Below are 19,673 nucleotides of genomic sequence, written 5' to 3'. Positions count from 1 at the left end.
CATCCGGGTGACCGAACGATTCGGGGGCAGGTACGCCCAGGAGGCGACCATGGCCGACCACGCCCCCGACACGGCCCATCCCCTCGGCGTCAGCCGGCCCGATCTGGCCGTCGCCGACCTCCCCACCCCGGAGGAGGTGTTCGGCGTCCACCGGATCGGCCCGAAGGAGCTGTTCCGGTACGCGCTCGGCCCGAGCCTGATCGCGCTCGGGATCTCGATCGGCAGCGGCGAGTGGCTGCTGGGCCCGCAGGCGGTCGGCAAGTACGGCTTCGAGGGCGTCGGCTGGGTCATCGTCGTCTCGGCCGTGCTCCAGACGCTCTACAACATCGAGTGCTCGCGCTACGTCGTCGCGACCGGTGAGGCGCCCGTCGTCGGCTGGGGACGTGTCCCGCCCGGCTGGTTCCTGTGGGTGCCGCTCTCGGTCTTCGTCGTCATCTTCGCGTTCATCGCCGGTGGCTGGGCCGCCTCCGCGGGGCAGGGGATGTACGCGCTCTTCCACGGCGAGGTCCCCGCCAAGGGGGCCGAGGAGCCGCGGCTCTGGGCGATCGCGCTGCTGGTGCTCGTCTTCCTGATCACCGCCGCGGCCCGCCGGATCTCCCGCGCGCTGGAGCTCGCCAACTGGCTGATGGTCGGCGTGATCCTCATCGGCCTGCTGCTCATCGACCTGTTCATCGTCCCGTTCAGTGGCTGGTGGGAGGGCGTCAAGGGCTTTCTCACCCCGGCGGCGCCGCCCGACGGCATCACGGCGACCGAGATCGGCGGCCTGGCCGGGTTCACCGCGCTCGCGTCCGGGCTCAACTGGTACGTGATGGGGCACTACCGCGACAAGGGCTACGGGATGGGGCACCGCACCGGGTTCATCTCCGGGCTCCGCGGCGAGCGCGTCAAGCTCCTGGACACGGGCGTGACGTTCCCCGACGACGAGAGGAACGCGGCGCTGTGGAAGCGCTGGTACCGGCTGCTGCGCACGGACATGTGGGGCATCTTCTTCGTCGGCGCGATGCTCGGCATGCTGCTGCCCACGATCCTGATGGCGCGCGCGGTCGAGCTGTCCGGGTCCAAGCCGACGGCGGCGAACGTGCCGACCTTCGTGGCCGCCGCCCTCGACGACGAGTACGGCCGGTGGCTCTTCTACAGCGCGCTGCTGCTGGGCGTGCTGATCCTCTTCTCCACCCAGCTCGGCATCTTCGAGGCGATGGTCCGGGTGACGACCGACGCCGCCCACGCCACCAGCCCGCGGCTGCGGACGCTCCTGGAGGGCGACCCGCGCCGCTTCTACTACCCGTTCATGCTGCTCCTGCTGGTGATCATCTCGATCATCCTGCATTTCGCGCTGCCGGTGAGCCTGGTGCAGTGGTCGGCGAACATGGTCAACCTGGGCGCCCTGATCTACCCGTTCATGCTCATCTACCTCAACACCAAGCTGCCGCGCGTGGCACGGCCGAGGTTGTGGCACCACGTGGTCCTGGTGCTCAACTTCCTCTTCTTCGGGTTCTTCTTCGTGAACTTCGTCGCCGACTTCGTGGGGGACCCGCTGATCACCTTCTGAGAAGACGTCAGTGGCGCCAGCGGGTGGTCGCGGCGATCTCCTCCGGCGACGCGTTCTCGAACAGGGCGATCTCGCCGCGCCGCACGGTGGCGATCGTGTCGCTGAGGGCCTCGCCGAAGGCCGCCTGGAGCACCTCGTCGGCCTCGAAGGCCGCGACCGACTCGGCCAGCGAGGAGGGCAGGTCGCTGACGCATTCGTTGGCGCGGTCCCGGGGGTTCAGCGTGGCAGGGTCCAGTTCGGTCGGCGCGCGCAGTTCAGCCTTGCCGGTGACGCCCGCGCGGCCGGCTGCGAGCAGCCCGGCGAGGGCGAGGTACGGGTTGGCGGACGCGTCGAAGCACTTGACCTCCAGGTTGGCCGCGTACGCGCGTTCGCCCAAGGCGCCGGTGACGAAACGCAACGCCGCCTCCCGGTTCTCCAGGCCCCAGCAGGCGAAGGCCCCGGCCCAGTGGGACGGGACGAGCCGCAGGTAGCTCGCGACGGACGGGGCGCCCACGGCGAGCAGCGCGGGCAGGCGGCTGAGGACGCCCTCGGTGAACGCCTCGCCCGCCGCGCTCATGCCGTGCCAGCCGTCGCCGCCCGACATGGTGTTGACCGGCCCCTCCGCCGGGTCGTCCCGCCACAGGCTCAGATGGACGTGGCCGCCGTTGCCGACCGACCCGGCGAGCACCTTGGGCGAGAAGGAGGCGGCCAGGCCGTGCTCGAACGACACCGCGCGGATCGTCTCCCGCACCAGCACGGCGGTGTCGGCCGCGCCGACCGGGTCCTCCGCCGCGACCGAGATCTCCAGCTGCCCCTGGGCGTACTCCGGATGGAGCTGCTCGACGCGGACGCCGGTCGCGGCGAGCGCCTTGAGCAGGTCACGCAGGTAGCCCGACAGCTCGGAGATGCGCGTCATCCCGTACGCGGGCCCGTTGCACGCCGGGGTGAAGTCCTCCCGCTGGTCCGGGTCGCTCCCGCCGTCGTCGCCGTCCGACACCGCCCACTCGATCTCGAACGCGGTGCGGATCGAGTACCCCTGATCGGCCAGCCGGGCGACCTCGCGGCGCAGCACCGAGCGCGCGTCCACGGGATGCTCGGCGCCCTCCTGGGTGAACCGGTCGGCGGGGGCCCACGCCCAGCCCGGCAGCGCGGCCAGCGGGACGAGGCGACCGAGATCGGGATGGAGGCGCAGATCGCCCGTGGGCCCGCCCACGTACCGGCCCGAGACGATCGAGTCGTCCAGCAGGAAGACGTCGAACACCGGCGACATGCCGACGCCCCACGAGGCGGCGTGCTCCAGCCGCGCCACCGGCACCGTCTTGGTACGGGTGATGCCGCTGACGTCGACCCAGGTCAGCGCCACCGCGACGACGTCGGCGCGCTCCAGGTCCGCCGCCAGCTCCGCGGCCCGCGCACCTCGCCTGGCGCGCTCGTCCGCGTCCAGGACAGGCCGTACGTCCGGGCTCGTCTCCATGTGCGCTCCCCGCTGCGGTGTGGCTTTGAAACGTGTGGCTTTGAAACGTGTGGCTTGAAAGGTGTGGCGTTGGAATCCGCCGGTACGGGAATCGTACGGAGACGGCCGCCCCGTTTCACGGAGGCGGAGACGCGATGCCGTAACGGCTGGAGGGGTGATGTTGGAGCGGCTGGAGGCACTGCGGCTGGTCGATCACCACTGCCACGGAGTGCTCGACCGCGACCTCGGGCCCGAGGAGTTCGAGGCGCTGCTGACGGAGTCGGACGAGGCGGGCTGCGACCTGGGCGGGAGCCTGTGGGACACGCAGGTCGGCTTCGCCGTGCGCCGCTGGTGCGCCCCCGTCCTTGGGCTTCCCGCGCACGCCTCACCCGGCGACTACCTGGCCCGCCGCACCGAGCTGGGCGCGGACGAGGTCAACCGGCGCTTCCTCGCCGCGGCGGCGCTCGACGCCCTCTGCGTCGATACCGGCTTCACGCCGCAGGCCCTCCTGGACCCCCCGGAGCTGGGCAAGCTGGCCGGTGCCCGCGCGTACGAGATCGTCCGGCTGGAACGGCTCGCCGAGGGCGCGGTCGCGGACGGCGCCAGCGCGACGGGCTTCGCGGCGGAGGTCCGGTCGCGGCTGACCGCGAAGGCACGGTCGGAGGACGTCGTCGGCTGCAAATCCATCGCGGCCTACCGGGCGGGCCTGGAGCTGGTGGGAGAGCGGCCGACGGAGGCCGAGGTCGCCTCGGCGGCGGGGCGGCTCCTGCGCGAGGCCGAACGCGCTCCGTCAAACCAGCAGGCGGGCCGCAGTGCACCGCCGCGCGTGTCGGATGAGGTCCTGCATCGTTTCCTGGTGTGGTGCTCGGTCGACGCGGGCCTTCCGGTGCAGTTCCACGTCGGATACGGGGACGCCGACGCCGACCTCCGGCGCGGCGATCCGCTGCTGCTCACGAGCCTTCTTCAGGCGGTGGCGCCGACCGGCGTGCCGGTAATGCTGCTGCACAACTACCCGTTCCATCGGAACGCGGGATACCTCGCGCAGGTCTTCCCGAACGTGTTCGTGGACGTGGGGCTCGCCACCCACAATCTCGGCCACCGGGCGCCCGCGCTGATCGCCGAACTCCTGGAGCTGGCGCCGTTCGGCAAGGTTCTCTACTCGTCCGACGCGTTCGGCCTGGCCGAGCTGTACCACCTGGGCGCGCTGCTGTTCCGGCGCGGGCTCGCCGCGTTCCTGGGCTCCGGTGTCGGGGACGGCGCGTGGACGGAGGAGGATGCGATACGGGTGGGTGAGCTGATGGCGTCCGGCAACGCCGTCCGTGCCTACCGCCTGCCCGCCGTGCCTGTCGCGATGCCTGCCGGCCCCGCCGGTGCGTAGGATGCGGAGCAAGATAGTTGACGATTCAATTATGGAGACGGTCGCATGAGCAATCTCGACGTCCGGCCACCGCTGACCGAATGCGGCGGCCGTGCGGACGTGACGGCCGAGCCGGTGCGCGAGCTGCTGCAGGGCCGCTCCGTCCAGCTCGGCGAGAGCAGTGAGGTCCGCAGGCTGCTGCCCACTCTGGGACGCCGGATGGTCGGCGCCTGGTGCTTCGTCGATCACTACGGCCCCGACGACATCGTCGATCAGCCGGGCATGCGGATACCGCCGCATCCGCACATCGGGCTCCAGACGGTGAGCTGGCTGCTGGACGGCGAGGTGCTGCACCGCGACAGTCTCGGCAGCCTCCAGACGCTGCGGCCCGGCACGCTCGGCGTGATGACCGCGGGCCACGGCATCGCGCACTCCGAGGAGTCCCCGGCGGCGCATTCGGCGACCCTGCACGGCGCGCAACTCTGGGTCGCGCTCCCGGACGGCGCCCGGGAGACCAAGCCGAACTGGGAGTTCCACGCGGACCTGCCCGTGCTTGAGGACGGCGGCCTGCGCGCCACCGTCTTCATGGGCGAGATGGCGGGGGCCAGATCGGCTGGGACGACCTTCTCGCCGCTCGTCGGCGTCGACCTCACGCTGGCGGCGGGCGGCGACGCACGGCTGCCGCTGGAGCCCGACTTCGAGTACGCGGTCCTCACGACCCTGGGCACGGCGAACGTCGACGGCGTCGACCTGGCGCCCGGCTCGCTGCTCTACCTCGGCTGCGGCCGGTCGGAGCTCCGGGTGAACGCGGCGTCGGCGAGCCACATGCTGCTCCTCGGCGGGGAGCCGTTCGAGGAGGAGATCGTCATGTGGTGGAACTTCGTCGCCCGCACCGGCGAGGAGATCGGTGCGGCGCGCGCGGACTGGACGGACGCCGCCCGGCGCTTCGGCGAGGTGCACGGCTACGCCGGCGACCGGCTGCCCGCGCCCGCCCTCCCGGCCACCCGGCTCAAGGCCCGCGGCCGTGTCCGCTGAGCGCGGGGCGCCGCGCGGGCGCGAACGGCTGGTCGTCATCGGGGGCGACGCGGCGGGGATGAGCGCGGCCTCCGCCGCCCGGCGCGGCCGCGGCCCGGACGAGCTGGAGATCACGGTCTTCGAACGCGGCCGTCACACCTCCTACTCCGCGTGCGGCATCCCGTACTTCATCGGCGGCCACGTCGACGCGGTGGACGACCTGATCGTCCGCACGCCCGCCGAGTTCCGGTCGAAGCAGGACATCGACGTCCGCACCGGGCACGAGGCCGTCGAGATCGACCTCGACCGGCGGGCCGTGCGCGTCCGCGACCTCGACGGGGGCACCGAAGGCTGGGAGGGCTTCGACCAGCTGATGATCGCCACCGGAGCGGTCCCGCGACGGCCCCGGCTGCCCGGAGCGGACGCCGAGGGCGTGTACGGCGTCCAGGTGCTGGACGACGGCATCGCCATCCGCCGTGCCCTCGACGATGGCGAGCCACGGCACGCGGTGGTGGTGGGCGGCGGATACATCGGGCTGGAGATGGCCGAGGCCCTCGTGCAGGCGGGGCTCAAGGTGAGCCTGGTGGACGGCGCGTCGCAGCCGATGCGGACCCTCGACCCCGACATGGGGGAGCTGGTCGCGGACGCCCTCCGCGGGGTCGGCGTCAGCCTCTACCTGGGGGAGAACGTCGAGGCGTTCGAGACGTCCGGCGACCGCGTCCGGGCGGTCGTCACGCCCGAGCGCACCCTCGACGCCGACCTGGTGGTCCTCGGCATGGGCGTGCGGCCGGCCGGCGAGCTGGCCGAGGCCGCCGGGATCGCGGTCGGCCCGACGGGCGGGATCGTCACCGACCGCCGGATGCGGACCCGCACCGAAGGGGTGTGGGCCGCCGGAGACTGCGTGGAGACCCGGCACCTCGTGTCGGGCGAGCCGGTGGCGATCGCGCTCGGCACGCACGCCAACAAGCAGGGCCGGGTCGCCGGGCTCAACATCGGCGGCGGCTACGCCACGTTCCCCGGCGTCGTCGGCACGGCCGTGTCGAAGATCTGCCACGTCGAGGTCGCCCGGACGGGGCTGAACGAGGCCGAGGCCGCCGCGGCCGGGTTCGAGTCGGTGAGCGTCGTGGTGGAGTCGACGACCCGCGCCGGCTACTACCCGGGCACCACGCCGATGAAGACCAAGCTCATCGTCGAGAAACGGTCCGGCCGCCTGCTCGGCGCCCAGATCGTGGGCGAGGAGAACGCCGCCAAGCGCATCGACGGGCTGGCCATCGCGCTCTGGAACCGGATGACGGTCGAGGAGATGACCGGACTCGACCTCGGGTACGCGCCGCCGTTCTCGCCGGTCTGGGATCCGGTGCTGATCGCCGCCCGCAAGGCGGCGGACAAGGTCGAAGGGAACCGCTGACAGGACCCCTGGAGGTCGCTGACAGGAATCCCGGAGACCGCTGACGGGAAGCTCGGAGGGGCTTGCCGGGTCTCGCTGTCCCGTCGTATATTCGTTAACGAATATACGAGTGCGGATGGATGAACCGATGCCGGGACGACGAACGAGCACGAGCCCGCTGGCGCTGGCCGTGCTGTCCACGCTGATCGAGCGGCCGATGCATCCGTACGAGATCGCCCAGCGGCTCAAGCACCGCGGCAAGGACCAGAGCATCAAGATCCGCTACGGGTCGCTCTACACCGTCGTCCAGAACCTGGCCGACCGCGGGCTCGTCGAGGCCGAGGGAACGGCGCGGGCCGGCCGGCGCCCCGAGCGCACCGTCTACCGCATCACCGAGGACGGGCGGGCCGAGATGGGCGACCGCCTGCGGGAGCTGATCCGCACGCCCGCCAAGGAGTACCCGCTGTTCGAGGCGGCGCTCTCCCTGATGATCGTGCTGCCCCCGGACGAGGTCGCGGACCTGCTCACCGAACGGCTGCGCGTTCTGGACAAGGAGATGACGGCCACCCGCGCCGTGCTGGCCGACCTGATGGACGGGCAGGGCATGCCGCGGCTCTTCCTGCTGGAGGCCGAGTACGCCCTGGCGCTCAAGCAGGCCGAGACCGACTGGGTGCGCTCCATGGTCGCCGAACTGGCCGACGGCTCGTTCGAGGGGCTCGCCGACTGGCGCACCTGGCACGAGACCAGCGAGCTCCCCGCCGAGATGCGGGAGACCGACTGGTTCAAGGCCGACCAGGCCCTGGTCCACGAGGAAAGCGAGGACTCCGCCTAACGCGAGGACACAGACCGGAAATCCCCGGCACGGCGCCCTTCTCCGACCAAAGATCCGAGCACCGCGCCGGGGTCGCGACACCATCGGGCCGAAGACCGAGGTGCGACGTCCCCAGCCTACCTGGGGCGACCTCCGTCGATCGGTCCGCACGACACCCATCGAACGGAGGAAGGGCATCACCATGCCATCTTCACAGCCATCTTCACTGCCATCCGCACCGCCGACCTCGGCGGCCATCGAGGCCCGGGGCCTCGTCAAGACCTACGCCGTACGCGGCCAGAAGGACGGCGTCCGGGCCCTCGACGGCCTCGACATCACCGTCCCGCGCGGCGCCGTCTTCGGGCTCCTCGGCCCGAACGGCGCCGGCAAGTCCACCACCATCAAGATCCTCACGACGCTCGCCCGTCCCGACGAGGGCACCGCCACCGTCGACGGCGTCGACGTGCTCCGCCACCCCGACCGGGTCCGGCGCACGATCGGCGTCGTCGCGCAGCGTTCCGGGGCCGACCCCGGCGCCACCGGCGGCGAGAACCTCATCCTCCAGGGCCGCCTCTACGGGCTCGGCGCGGACGCGCCCGCCCGCGCGAACGAGCTGCTGGCCCGCTTCGGCCTCACCGACGTGGCCGGGCGGCTGGTCAAGACGTACTCCGGCGGCATGCAGCGCCGCCTGGACGTGGCGCTCGGCCTGGTACACCGGCCCGAGGTGCTCTTCCTCGACGAGCCGACGACCGGACTCGATCCCGAGTCGCGCGCCGCGATGTGGGAGGAGATCGCCCGTCTCGCCGCCGAGGACGGCGTGACCGTCCTCCTGACCACCCACTACCTGGAGGAGGCCGACCGGCTCGCGGGCCGCATCGCCATCGTCGACCACGGCCGCGTCGTCGCCGAGGGATCGCCGGACGAGCTCAAGGGCGCGTTGCGCGGCGACGTCGTCCACCTGGAGCTGGCGTCGGAGACCGACCCGGCGGTCGCCCGTTCCACCCTGGAGGATCTGCCCGGCCTGAGAGACGTCCTGGTCGCCGGGGACGCCGTCAGCGCCCGGAGCGACGACGGCGCCTCGGCCGTCCCCGGCATCCTGGCGGCGCTCCAGACCTCCGGCGCGCCCGCGGCGTCGGTGACCGTCGCCCGCCCGTCGCTCGACGACGTCTACCTCCGCCTCACCGGCCGGCGATACAGCGGGGCCGAAGAGCTCGTCGCCGAGGGGGCGAACCACTGATGACCGCGCTTACGCACACCTGGTACCTGAGCGGGCGCAGGCTGCACGCCGTCGCCCGGCAGCCGTTCTTCATCGTCGGCAACATCTTCCAGCCGGCGATCTGGCTGTTCCTGTTCGGAGAGCTGTTCAAGCGGGTCGTGGAGATCCCGGGCTTCGGCGGCGGCTCCTACCTGGACTACCTGATCCCCGGCGTCGTCGTCATGAACGCGATGAACGCCAACATGTTCGCGGGCATGGGCACGCTGGAGGAGATCGACCGGGGCACGCTCAACCGTTTCCTGGTCTCCCCGGCGAGCCGCGTCGCCCTCATGAACGCGAACGTGGTCGAGCAGGCCGTCACCACCGCGCTCCAGTCGATCATCATCCTGCTCCTCGGCCGGCTGGCGGGCGCCGACCTGCCGGGCGGCCTGGCGGGCTGCGCCACCGTGGTGGCGGCGGCGGTCGTGATCGGCGTCGTGTTCGGCTCGCTGTCGAACGCGGCGGGCATGGTGCTGCGGCAGCGCGAGGCCATCATCGGGATCTACATCGTCTTCATGCTGCCGCTGACGTTCCTGTCGTCGGCGTTCATGCCGGCCCGGCTCATGCCCGGCTGGCTCCGGCACGTCGCCGCCTGGAACCCGCTCGACTGGGCGGTCCGCGCCGGCCGTGCGGCCCTCAGCACCGACCCCGACTGGGGCGAGGTGGCCGTCCGCCTCGGGAGCCTTGTGGCGCTGGCGGTGTTCTGCGTGGCCGTCTCGGTCGTCACGTTCCGCTCGTACCAGAAGAGCGTCTGACCTGAGTGACGGGCATCATTCGCCGGTGACACACGACGAATGATGCCCGTCTGTGGGCGGATTGTCGGATGATTCCTCTAAGTTGAGGCGTCGTGGATGATCCTCTGCTTCACGACGAGAACGCGCTGGTCCTCCCGGACGCGTGGCGGAAGAAACTGCATCCGCGGCGCGGGGGCGCCGGGGTGACGGCGATCAAGGTCGACCGGCGGGCACCCGAGATCGTCCGGGAGTCCGTGCGGGAGGCGCACGGGCATCTGGAGAGCGCGCTCTCGCATCCCGACAGCGAGGCCGAGCTCGTCCAGAAGGCGCGGGAGCACCTGGCGGGAGATGCCGACCCGGCCGGTGCGGCCACGGTGCTGGCGCTCCTCCGCGCGCGGCCGTGGAAGCAGCGGCGGCCGGACGAGGTCACCCAGCACGTCGACGCCTGGATCGTGGAACACGGGGTGGCGTTCGCGGCGTGCGCGTTCGCGGAGCTCTCCAGGATCGTCGCGGTGTGGAACGGCTGGGATCGCGGCGGTGCCGTGCGCGACCCGCAGGTGCGTCTCTGGCAGCCGGGCGAGGCTCTGGAGGAATGGTGGGCCGAGGCTCCGGCGCGCAGAGTGCGAGCGCTGCTCGCCGCCGCCGAGGACGGCGAGTACGACGAGGCGGTGCGGCGGCTGGCCGACCACCGGGCCACCGAGATGCAGCGGATCCTGGTCTCGTATCTGGTGCCGGCGCAGGCGGAATGGGTGGCCGAGGTCTGCGCCGCGCCGCCGACCGGCCGGTACGAGAGCAAGATTCGATGGATGGTGTGGTGCGCTCTCGGCAGGCCGGAAGAGGTCGCGCTGCTCGGGTCGTGGGCGCGGCTGACCTGGGGCGCGGACAGCTCTCTGGAGGTCCTGGCGTCGCTGGCCGAGGGCATCGGGCCCGGGGCGCTCACTCCGTTGCTCATCGAGGTGCTGGACAGGGGCTCGGGCTCGACCGACAACCGCAAGGTCCATCTCGAGGTGCTCGGCGCCCTGCCCACGGACGAGGCGTTCACCGCGCTGGTGACGCGCGTCGAGGAGAAGTACGTCCAGCCCGTCCTGCTGGAGGCGATGAAGCGTTTCCCCGAACGGGCGCTGCGTCTCATGGCGCCGGAGGCCTCGGGCACGTCCAAGGCCGCGGGCGAGATCGGCGATCTGCTCACGGGGCATCTGCTGGCCCATCCCGAGCTGAGTCTCGCCGGCCTGTCCGATGACGCCCGTGCCGTCGTCGAGCGGCTGATGAAGGAATCCGAACGGATGCCGGAGGCGCCGGTGGAGGCGCTGCCGTCGCTGCTCGTCGAGCCGCCGTGGACGCGGAAGGTCAAAGCGGCGAAGCCCGTCGTCGTGGCCGGGCTCAGCGCTCCTTCCGAGCCGGTCCTGGCGTGGGCGGACGGCGAGGAGCGGAAGTGGGGGGACCTGAGCGCGGTGCCACGTCCTGGGCTGCCCAGCAGCGCGGGATGGGAGGCCGACGTTCAGACGTTCATCGACGGGAACATGAAGAAGTGGGTGGAGCCCCACTTCTTCGTCCACGGGCCCGAGGAGCTCGTTGGCCCGCTCCTTGCCGGATGGCAGACGAGGCAGCTGTGGTACGCCGACCAGTGGGTGAAGCCGCTGGCGGCCCGGTTCGGGTTGGCGGCGTTCCCGCATGCCCTGGCGGCGGCCGAGGCCAACCCGACGGGCAACGGTGCGTTGCTGCTTCCGTTCCTCGACGTGCGCGTGGCGCGTCTGATGGCGGACTGGCTGGCCCGGCGCAAGTCGGCGCGGCCGATCGCGACGGCCTGGTTCGGGCGGCACGGGGCCGCGGCTGCCCGGCTCCTCGTTCCGGCGGCCCTGGGCAAGGCGGGCAAGGAACGGCGTGCGGCCGAGGGCGCGCTGGTGATGATCGCCGGAAAGGCCGGCAAGGAGCAGGTCGTCCAGGCGGCCCGGGAGTACGGGGAGCAGGCCGCCACGGCGATCGGGACGCTGCTCGACACCGATCCGCTGGAATTCCTTCCGGCGAAGATCCCGTCGGCCGGTGGCTGGGCCGATCCGGCTCTGCTGCCGCAACTCGGCCTGACGAACGGCGCCGGTGCGCTGCCGCCGCAGGCGACCCGGCATTTCATCACGATGCTGGCGATGTCGAAGACCGACGAGGTCTACGCGGGAGTGGAGGCGGTCAAGGACGTCTGCACCCCCGAGTCGCTCACCGCGTTCTCCTGGGGCGTCTTCCAGCGGTGGCAGGCGTCCGGCGCCCCGTCGGCGGACGGCTGGGCGTTGTCGCAGCTCGGCTGGCTGGGAGACGACGAGACCGTCCGCCGCCTGACGCCACTGATCAAGGCCTGGCCCGGCGAGGGCGGCCACAAGAAGGCCGTCACCGGCCTCGACGTCCTCGCCGCCATCGGCACCGACGTCGCGCTCATGCACCTGCACGGCATCGCCCAGAAGGTGAAGTTCAAGGGCCTCAAGACCAAGGCCCAGGAGAAGATCGACGAGGTCGCCGACGGGCTGGGCCTGAGCCCCGAGCAGCTCGCCGACCGCCTCGTCCCCGACTTCGGCCTGGACCCGGAGGGCACCATGACCCTCGACTACGGGCCGCGCCGCTTCACGGTCGGGTTCGACGAGCAGCTCAAGCCGTACGTCGCGGACGAGGACGGCAAGCCGCGCAAGGCGCTCCCCAAACCGGGCGCCAAGGACGATCCCGAGCTCGCGCCCGGTGCGTACAAGGCGTTCGCCACGCTCAAGAAGGACGTCCGCGCCGTCGCGGCCGACCAGATCCGCCGGCTCGAATCGGCCATGGTCACCCGGCGCCGCTGGACCGCCGCCGAGTTCCACGATCTGTTCGCCGCCCATCCGCTCCTCTGGCACATCGCCCGGCGCGTGGTCTGGCTGTCCGAGGACGGCGGCACGACCATCGCGTTCCGGCTCGCCGAGGACCGGACCCTCGCCGACGTCGCGGACGACGTCCTGACGCTGCCCGCGTCGGCGAAGGTCGGCATCGCGCACCCCCTGGAGCTCGGCGCGGACGTGGCCGCCTGGTCGGAGCTGTTCGCCGACTACGAGATCCTCCAGCCGTTCCCCCAGCTCGGCCGGCCGGTGCACGCGCTGACGAGCGAGGAGCAGGCGAACGGGAGGCTGACTCGCTTCGAGGGGCTCACCGTCCCCTTCGGCAAGCTCCTCGCGCTGGTCAAGCGCGGCTGGGAGCGCGGCGAACCGCTGGACGCGGGCGTCGAACGCTGGATCTCCCGCCAGGTCTCCGCCGGCCGGCACGTCGTGCTCGACCTGAACCCCGGCTTCGCGATCGGCATGCTCGACGAGTTCCCCGAGCAGAAGCTGGAGTACGTCTGGATCAGCGCCCGGCCCGACGACTACCTCCCGCGCGTGGGCACCCCGTACACGTTCGGCGAGCTCGACCCGGTGACCGCCTCCGAGGTGCTCGCCGACCTCACCTCCCTCACGGAAGACACATGACCGACACCGAAGAGAGATTGCAGCGCCCGCCCGCCGAGGTCCGGTTCGCGGACGAGCTGGCGAAGCTGCGCGCGGACGACGACGCGCCGCGTCCGCCCGGCTGGGCGCTGAGCCTGGAGGCGGCGCGGCGGTTCATCGCCGGGGACGAGACGCGCGGCATCCGGCGCAAGTTCGTCGGGGACCCGTCGCTGATCGACCGGGCGCTGGTGACGCTGGCGACCAGCCGGGGCCTGATGCTCGTCGGCGAGCCCGGCACCGCCAAGTCGCTGCTCTCCGAGCTGATCGCGGCGGCGGTCAGCGGCGACTCGACGCTGACGATCCAGGGCGGCGCGGCCACCACCGAGGACCAGATCAAGTACTCCTGGAACTACGCCCTCCTGGTCTCGGAGGGCCCGTCGCCCCGGTCGCTGGTGCCCGCGCCGATGCTGAACGGGATGGCCGAAGGCAAGCTCGTGCGGTTCGAGGAGATCACGCGCTGCCCCCTCGAAGTGCAGGACTCCCTGCTCTCCCTGCTGTCGGAGCGGGTCCTGGCGGTGCCGGAGCTGACCGGCGCCGACTCGATGGTCTTCGCCCGCGAGGGCTTCAACGTCATCGCGACCGCCAACACCCGCGACCGCGGCGTCAACGAGATGAGCGCCGCGCTCAAGCGGCGCTTCAACTTCGAGACGGTCTTCCCGATCGCCGACTTCGCGACCGAGCTCGCCCTGGTCGAGGCGGAGGCGGCCGCGTTGCTCGAACGGTCCGGCGTGACGGCGCCGCCGAGCCGCGACGTGCTGGAGGTGCTGGTCACCACGTTCCGCGAGCTGCGGTCGGGATTGACCGAGCGCGGCGAGTCGATGGAACGGCTCTCCACGGTCATGAGCACCGCGGAGGCCGTCTCCGTCGCGCACGCCATCGGAGTCCGGGGCTGGTTCCTGCGCGGCGAGCAGGGCACGCCCGCCGACATCGTCGAGTGCCTCGCCGGCACCGCCGCCAAGGACAACGCGGAGGACCTCGCCCGGCTGCGGCGCTACCTGGAGCAGCAGGCGCCGCGCCGCAAGGGCCCGAAGTGGAAGGCCCTGCACGAGGCCCGGCACCTGCTTCCCGGCTGATGGCGGTCACCTTCGTCGGCGTACGGCACCACAGCCCGGCCTGCGCGCGGCTCGTCCGCCGGACGATCGAGCGGCTGCGCCCGGCGTACGTGCTGATCGAGGGCCCCGCCGACTTCAGCGAGCGCCTGGACGAACTGGCACTCGGCCACGACCTCCCGGTGGCGATCTTCAGCCACTACCGTGATGGCGAACGGACGCACCTCTCATGGACCCCGTTCTGCGACTACTCACCCGAGTGGATCGCCCTGACCACAGGCCGGACAGCGGGCGCCGACGTCCGTTTCATCGACCTGCCCGCCTGGCATCCGGCCTTCGCCGACCGCCGCAACCGCTACGCCGACGACGAGCAGCGCTACGCCGAGGTCATGGACCGGCTCTGCCGCCGCTTCGCGGTCGACAACACCGACGCCCTCTGGGACCACATGGTGGAGGTAGAGCCCGACGACCACCTCGAAGAACGCCTAGCCGCCTACTTCGACCTAGTCCGCGGCGAAGTCGCCACAAGGCAAGACAGCGCGCACGACGACGGTGCGCGTGAGGCTTATATGGCGCGTTGGATTCGGGCCGCTGCTGCGAAGGCGGGTGGGCGGGCCGTTGTGGTGGTGACGGGAGGCTTTCACCGTCCTGCTCTTCAAGCCCTGGTCCGCGAGCCGGGTGACGGGGACGGGTGGCCTGAGGTGCCCTCGCCGCCGGAGGGGGCGTCCGGCGGGAGTTATCTCGTGCCGTACTCGTTCCGGCGGCTCGACTCGTTCACCGGCTACCAGTCCGGGATGCCCTCGCCCGAGTACTACCAGCGGCTCTGGGAGAGCGGCCCCGAAGACGCCGCCCAGGGGCTCGTCGAGGCCGTCGTGGCGCGGCTCCGCAAGCGCAGGCAGGCGGTCTCGACGGCCGATCTCATCGCCGCCCGAACTCTTACGGAGGGGCTGGCCAGGCTTCGCGGCCACCGCTCGCCGGCGCGCACCGACCTGCTCGACGGCCTGGTCGCCGCGCTCGTCTCCGACGATCTTGAGGAGCCGCTGCCGTGGACGTCGCGCGGGCCGCTGTCGCGCCGTGCCCATCCGGTGGTGGCCGAGATGGTCGCCGCGCTGAGCGGCGGCCGGGTCGGCCGCCTGCATCCCGACACCCCGGCGCCGCCGCTCGTGCACGACGTCACCGCCGAGCTCGAACGGCTGGCGCTTGACCGGGACGGCGTCATTACGCTGAAGCTGACGGAACCTCGTGATCTGGCGCGCAGCCGTGCCTTGCACCGGCTGCGGGTTCTGCGGATACCCGGCGCCGAACGGACCGCGGGCCCGTCGACCGGCGTGGATCCTGTCTTGGCCGAGCGGTGGACGCTCTCGCATGACGACGCGCGGCTTTCCGCCCTGATCGAGGCGGGGGCGTACGGGGCGACGCTGGCCGACGCGGCGACGGCCGTCCTGGAAGAACGCACGCTCGCGGCGGGCACCGACGTCGGGCGGCTCGGCGACGTGCTCTTCGACGCCGCGCTCTGCGGCGCCACGGGCCTCTCGGACACCATCGGCGAGGCCATCGCGGCGGGCGTCGCGGGCGCGTCCGACGTGGGGGCGCTCGGCCGGGTGCTCGCCACGGTCCTCGGCCTGTGGCGGCACGACCGGCTGCTCGGCACCGCGCGCAGCCCGCTGTTCGGGACCGTGATCGAGGGGTGCGTCACGCGGGTGCTCTGGCTGGTGGAGGGCGTCCGGGGCGGGCCCGCGCCGGCCGACCTGGACCGGCTCGCCGCCCTGGCCGCGACCCGCGACGCCCTCATCCACGCCGCGGGCGTCCTGGACCTCGACCGGCAGGCCGCGCTCGGCGTCGCCCGCCGCGTCAGCGCCGACCCCGGCGTGCCGCCCGACCTGCGCGGCGCCGCGTTCGGCCTCGGCTGGGCGCTCGGCGAAGCGGACGGCGCGGTCCGGGCCGTCCGGGGCGCGGCGGGCCCGACGACGCTCGGCGACTGGCTGGCCGGGCTCTTCGCGCTGGCGCGTGACGAGGTGCTGAGCGTTCCCGGCGTGATGGCCGTGCTGGACGAGCTGGTCGTGGAACTGGACGACGACGGCTTCCTGATCGCTCTGCCCGCCCTCCGGCAGGCGTTCGAGTTCTTCCCGCCACGGGAGCGCGAGGCCATCGCGAAGGGACTGCTGGAACGGCGCGGCGTGCGGGCGTCGGGCCGGACGTTGCTGCGCGCCCCGGCGGATCCGATCATGATCGCCGAGGCGAGGGCGCTGGAGGACAAGGTGGACCGGCTGCTCGCCGCGGAGGGCCTCGCATGACGACCGATCCCGGGCTCGAACGCTGGCGGCTCATTCTGGGCGCGCCCGCCGAAAGTCACTGCGGGGGGCTCACGGGCCGGGCCGCCGAACAGGGCGGCGCCCTCGACTGGCTCTACGGCCGCGCCGATCCGGACCTGACCAGGCGTGGCGTACGGCGCGGCGGCGTGCGCGGCGAAGGCGAGGGCGACGGCGAAGGGAGCGCGGACGGCGGGAGCGGAGACGGCGAAGGCGGCAACCCCTCCGGTCGCCGGGGCGGCACCGGCCCGTCCGTGCTCACGACCGTCGACTGGCTCGACCAGGTGCACCGGCTGTTCCCCAAGGAGACCATCGAACGGCTCGAACGCGACGCCGTGGAACGCTACGAGATCCTCGACGTCGTCACCGACCCGGCGGTGCTGGCGCGCATCGAGCCCAACCCGACCCTGCTGCGCGCCGTCCTGCGCACCAAGCACCTCATGAACCCCGACGTGCTCGCCCTCGCCCGCCGCCTCGTCGAGGCCGTGGTCCGCGAGCTGACCGTGAAGCTGGCCACCGAGGTCCGGCAGGCGTTCTCCGGTGCCCGCTCGCGCCGCCCCAGCCGGTTCAAGCAGGCCCGCAACTTCGACTTCCGGACCACGATCCGCGCCAACCTGGGCCACTACCGGCCGGACGAACGCCGCGTCTACATCGAGGAGCCGCGCTTCACCTCGCGGACGCGGCGCCACCTGGACAAATGGCAGCTCATCCTGCTCGTCGACCAGTCCGGATCGATGGTGGGCTCGGTCATCCACGCGGCCGTGACCGCCGCCTGCCTGTGGAGCCTGCCCGGCCTCAAGACCCACCTCATCGCGTTCGACACCGACGTGGTCGACCTGACGTCCGACGTCACCGACCCGGTCGAGCTGCTGATGAAGGTGCAGTTGGGCGGCGGCACCGACATCGCGCGGGCGGTCGGCTACGGCGCCACGCTCATCGAGAACCCGCGCCGCACGATCTTCGTGGTGATCAGCGACTTCTTCGAGGGCGGCGACGAGGGCCGCCTCGTCGCGTCCGTGCGGGAGCTCATGCAGCAGGGCACGCAGGTGCTCGGGCTGGCGGCGCTCGACGAGGAGGCCGAGCCCGTGTTCGACCACGGGACGGCGCAGCGGCTGGCCGACGTCGGCGCCCACGTCGGCGCGATGACGCCGGGCAAGCTGGCCGAGTTCGTCGCGGAGAGGATCGGCCGGTGACGCGCGCGGACCTGCTGGCCCTCACCCCCGAGTCGCTGGCCGCGCTGGCCAACCGGGGCCTGGTCAAGCGCGCGACAAAGGAGGTGGACGCGGGCGGCGGCCCGGACCTGGCCGTCGACGCCGACGGCACCGTGCGCGGCCTCCTGCCCGACGGCACCGAGACCGTCCTCCCGGCGGGCGCCGGGCTCGAAGCGGCCACCTGCACCTGCGCCGCCACCGGCACCTGCCGGCACCAGATCGCCGTCGTCCTCGCCTACCAACGCGACCACGCCGCCAAGGCGGCACCCGGTTCTCCGGCGCCTAGCTCTCAGGAGGGCGGGGCCGGGGCCGAGCCCAGGACGGACGCTGAACCCAGCTCCGACGCTGAGCCCAGATCCCACGTTGAGCCCCAGCCCGAAAGCGAGCCCGGGTCCCACGCTGAGTCCCGGGCCGAGGCCGAGGCCGTGCGGTGGTCGCCGGGCGCGATCGACGATGAGGCGCTCGCCCGGATACTGGGGGCGCGGGTGCTCACCGCGGCCCGCCGCGCGCACCGGGCGGGGTACAGCGCGCTGATCCACCGGCCCGACGCGGCCGACCCGGTGCCGCGGGCCGAGCTGCCGACGTGCGTCGTGCGGTTCCTGGTCCCGGACGAGCTGGGTTACGCCCACACCGACGCCGCCGCCGCGAGGCGCGGTGAGATGATCGTGCTCGCCGTCTGGGCGTTCCGCGCGGCGGACGAGCGCGGCCTCACCGGCACCGACGTACGGGTGGACGTGGGCGGCCGGGCCGACGGTCATCAGGCCGACCTCGCCGAGACCCTCGACCTGGCGGGGAAGCTTCTCCTCGACGGCGCCATGCACAGCAGTCCCGTGCTCGGCACTGCCCTGCGGCGCGCCGGGCAGGACCTCGCCGCCCAGAAGCTGCACTGGCCCGCCGCGGCGGTGGACGACCTGATGGCCCAGCTCACCGCGTACGCCGAGCGCCGCGCGGACTACCGCGCCGAGCGCCTCGCCGAGCTGATCGCGGAGCTCTACGCGCGGCATCGCGCGGGCCGGGCCGGTGCCGCGAGCCCGCGCTCCCAGGTTCTCGGCACGAACGAGGCGGCCGACACCCCGCTCCGCCGCGTCCGGCTCACGGCGCTCGGCTGCCGGATCACCGGCACCGACGACGGCCGCACGGCCGAGGTCTTTCTCGCCCAGGCCGACTCGGGCATCGTCCTGGTGCTGAAGCGCCACTGGAACGAGGCCGTGACCGGGCACACGCTCGCCGGGCGCCGCCTCTCCGGTGCGCCGCTCCGCGCGTTCGCCGGCGGCAACGTCGTCTCCGAGACGGCGTCCCGCAGCGCCGGACGTGTCGTCCGGCTCGGCGCCGGTCGCGTCGCCAAGACCACCATCACCCCGCTCGGCGCCGCCTGGGAGAGCCTTCCCGGCTCGATCCTGATCCGGGACCTGAAGCAGGCCGGCGAGACGCTGGGCCTCCTTCCGCCCCGCCTCATCCGTCCCCGCGTCGCGGCCGAGCTCGTCCGCGTCGTCGAAGTAGCCGAGGTCCGCGACCTCGGCTACCACCCGGGCGACCAGCGTCTCGACGCGACCATCGCGGACGCCGCCGGGACGACCGCCACCGTGTCCGCCACGTTCAGCCCCTATGCCCCGGGCGCGCTGGACCACCTCGCCGCCGCGCTCGGCAGTGGGCCCCGCTACCTCAGCGGCACGCTCCGCCGGTCACGCGGCACCCTCGTGCTCGACCCGATCGCAGTGCTGACCGCCGACGGCGTCACGCTTCCCGACCTCGCGCCCGGCGAGGGCGAGGGCGATCTGGACGCGCATTCCGGTTCCGGGCCGGCGGACCGGCTGAGCGAGGTGATCGACGCGGCGCTCGCCGCCTGCGCCGACGCCGCCCACCGCGGGCTCCGGCACCGCACGCCCGCCGCCCGCGCACGCCTCGACCGGGCCGCCGCCGACCTCGGCCGGAGCGGGCTCCGCTCGGCCGCCGCCGCGCTGACCGGCCTGAGCGGCGCCCTCGCCGCGGGCGATCCCGAGCGGATGATCGAGGCCTGGACCGCCGCCCAGATCCGCCTTCTCACCACGGCCGAGCTCCGCTGACCGCCGTGGAC

Annotated in this window: 13 protein-coding genes; 12 read left to right on the top strand and 1 reads right to left on the bottom strand. The window is 72.7% G+C overall.

The window, feature by feature from the left end:
• The first annotated feature begins 7 nt into the window (after nucleotides 1–7).
• Complete coding sequence (locus ACGFNU_RS16400; RefSeq protein ID WP_392594260.1) at nucleotides 8–1,549, top strand: Nramp family divalent metal transporter; 1,542 nt, start codon at nucleotides 8–10, stop codon at nucleotides 1,547–1,549.
• A 7-nt stretch (nucleotides 1,550–1,556) separates the two neighbouring features.
• Here the strand turns inward: ACGFNU_RS16400 and ACGFNU_RS16395 are convergent, their stop codons facing one another.
• Nucleotides 1,557–3,002 carry a glutamine synthetase gene (locus ACGFNU_RS16395; protein ID WP_392594258.1) on the bottom strand — a complete coding sequence of 482 codons (1,446 nt, stop codon included), beginning with the start codon at nucleotides 3,000–3,002 and terminating at the stop codon, nucleotides 1,557–1,559.
• Nucleotides 3,003–3,159: 157 nt separating this feature from the next.
• Here ACGFNU_RS16395 and ACGFNU_RS16390 point away from each other — a divergent pair, with 157 nt between their 5' ends.
• From ACGFNU_RS16390 to ACGFNU_RS16340, 11 genes are all read left to right on the top strand, one after another.
• Nucleotides 3,160–4,359 carry an amidohydrolase family protein gene (locus ACGFNU_RS16390; RefSeq protein ID WP_392594256.1) on the top strand — a complete coding sequence of 400 codons (1,200 nt, stop codon included), beginning with the start codon at nucleotides 3,160–3,162 and terminating at the stop codon, nucleotides 4,357–4,359.
• Nucleotides 4,360–4,404: 45 nt separating this feature from the next.
• The gene (locus ACGFNU_RS16385; RefSeq protein ID WP_392594255.1) at nucleotides 4,405–5,373 is read left to right on the top strand and encodes a pirin family protein; all 969 of its coding nucleotides are present in this window, start codon (nucleotides 4,405–4,407) and stop codon (nucleotides 5,371–5,373) included.
• Complete coding sequence (locus tag ACGFNU_RS16380) at nucleotides 5,363–6,760, top strand: FAD-dependent oxidoreductase (RefSeq protein ID WP_392594253.1); 1,398 nt, start codon at nucleotides 5,363–5,365, stop codon at nucleotides 6,758–6,760. Before ACGFNU_RS16385 ends, ACGFNU_RS16380 begins: the two co-directional genes overlap by 11 nt.
• A gap of 127 nt (nucleotides 6,761–6,887) precedes the next feature.
• Nucleotides 6,888–7,571, top strand: coding sequence for a helix-turn-helix transcriptional regulator (locus tag ACGFNU_RS16375; RefSeq protein ID WP_392594251.1), 684 nt, complete (start codon nucleotides 6,888–6,890; stop codon nucleotides 7,569–7,571).
• A gap of 181 nt (nucleotides 7,572–7,752) precedes the next feature.
• Nucleotides 7,753–8,787 (top strand): ATP-binding cassette domain-containing protein, encoded by a 1,035-nt coding sequence (locus ACGFNU_RS16370; RefSeq protein WP_392594249.1) that lies wholly within the window; start codon nucleotides 7,753–7,755, stop codon nucleotides 8,785–8,787.
• Nucleotides 8,787–9,560: an ABC transporter permease gene (locus ACGFNU_RS16365; protein ID WP_392594247.1), complete on the top strand. Its 774-nt coding sequence runs from the start codon at nucleotides 8,787–8,789 to the stop codon at nucleotides 9,558–9,560. The genes ACGFNU_RS16370 and ACGFNU_RS16365 overlap by 1 nt, the downstream gene beginning before the upstream one ends.
• 92 nt (nucleotides 9,561–9,652) lie before the next feature.
• Nucleotides 9,653–13,012: a DUF4132 domain-containing protein gene (locus tag ACGFNU_RS16360; protein ID WP_392594245.1), complete on the top strand. Its 3,360-nt coding sequence runs from the start codon at nucleotides 9,653–9,655 to the stop codon at nucleotides 13,010–13,012.
• On the top strand, nucleotides 13,009–14,103 hold the full coding sequence (locus ACGFNU_RS16355) for an AAA family ATPase (RefSeq protein ID WP_392594243.1): 1,095 nt from the start codon (nucleotides 13,009–13,011) through the stop codon (nucleotides 14,101–14,103). The genes ACGFNU_RS16360 and ACGFNU_RS16355 overlap by 4 nt, the downstream gene beginning before the upstream one ends.
• Nucleotides 14,103–16,373 (top strand): DUF5682 family protein, encoded by a 2,271-nt coding sequence (locus tag ACGFNU_RS16350; RefSeq protein WP_392594241.1) that lies wholly within the window; start codon nucleotides 14,103–14,105, stop codon nucleotides 16,371–16,373. Before ACGFNU_RS16355 ends, ACGFNU_RS16350 begins: the two co-directional genes overlap by 1 nt.
• The gene (locus ACGFNU_RS16345; RefSeq protein WP_392594239.1) at nucleotides 16,370–17,581 is read left to right on the top strand and encodes a VWA domain-containing protein; all 1,212 of its coding nucleotides are present in this window, start codon (nucleotides 16,370–16,372) and stop codon (nucleotides 17,579–17,581) included. The genes ACGFNU_RS16350 and ACGFNU_RS16345 overlap by 4 nt, the downstream gene beginning before the upstream one ends.
• Nucleotides 17,578–19,662, top strand: a complete 2,085-nt coding sequence (locus ACGFNU_RS16340) for a hypothetical protein (RefSeq protein WP_392594237.1) — start codon at nucleotides 17,578–17,580, stop codon at nucleotides 19,660–19,662. The genes ACGFNU_RS16345 and ACGFNU_RS16340 overlap by 4 nt, the downstream gene beginning before the upstream one ends.
• The last annotated feature ends 11 nt before the right edge of the window (nucleotides 19,663–19,673 follow it).

Origin of the sequence: Spirillospora sp. NPDC048911, from assembly GCF_043198015.1 — a bacterium.
GTDB lineage: Bacteria > Actinomycetota > Actinomycetes > Streptosporangiales > Streptosporangiaceae > Spirillospora.
Note: the sequence above shows the minus strand (reverse complement) of the source record. Positions and strands in the feature narration are given on the sequence as shown.

Excerpts from the sequence above, each read along its gene's own strand:
- ACGFNU_RS16395 (WP_392594258.1), bottom strand. The coding sequence starts at position 3,002 with ATGGAGACGAGCCCGGACGTACGGCCTGTCCTGGACGCGGACGAGCGC.
- ACGFNU_RS16390 (WP_392594256.1), top strand. The coding sequence starts at position 3,160 with ATGTTGGAGCGGCTGGAGGCACTGCGGCTGGTCGATCACCACTGCCAC.
- ACGFNU_RS16385 (WP_392594255.1), top strand. The coding sequence starts at position 4,405 with ATGAGCAATCTCGACGTCCGGCCACCGCTGACCGAATGCGGCGGCCGT.
- ACGFNU_RS16375 (WP_392594251.1), top strand. The coding sequence starts at position 6,888 with ATGCCGGGACGACGAACGAGCACGAGCCCGCTGGCGCTGGCCGTGCTG.
- ACGFNU_RS16370 (WP_392594249.1), top strand. The coding sequence starts at position 7,753 with ATGCCATCTTCACAGCCATCTTCACTGCCATCCGCACCGCCGACCTCG.
- ACGFNU_RS16365 (WP_392594247.1), top strand. The coding sequence starts at position 8,787 with ATGACCGCGCTTACGCACACCTGGTACCTGAGCGGGCGCAGGCTGCAC.
- ACGFNU_RS16355 (WP_392594243.1), top strand. The coding sequence starts at position 13,009 with ATGACCGACACCGAAGAGAGATTGCAGCGCCCGCCCGCCGAGGTCCGG.
- ACGFNU_RS16350 (WP_392594241.1), top strand. The coding sequence starts at position 14,103 with ATGGCGGTCACCTTCGTCGGCGTACGGCACCACAGCCCGGCCTGCGCG.
- ACGFNU_RS16345 (WP_392594239.1), top strand. The coding sequence starts at position 16,370 with ATGACGACCGATCCCGGGCTCGAACGCTGGCGGCTCATTCTGGGCGCG.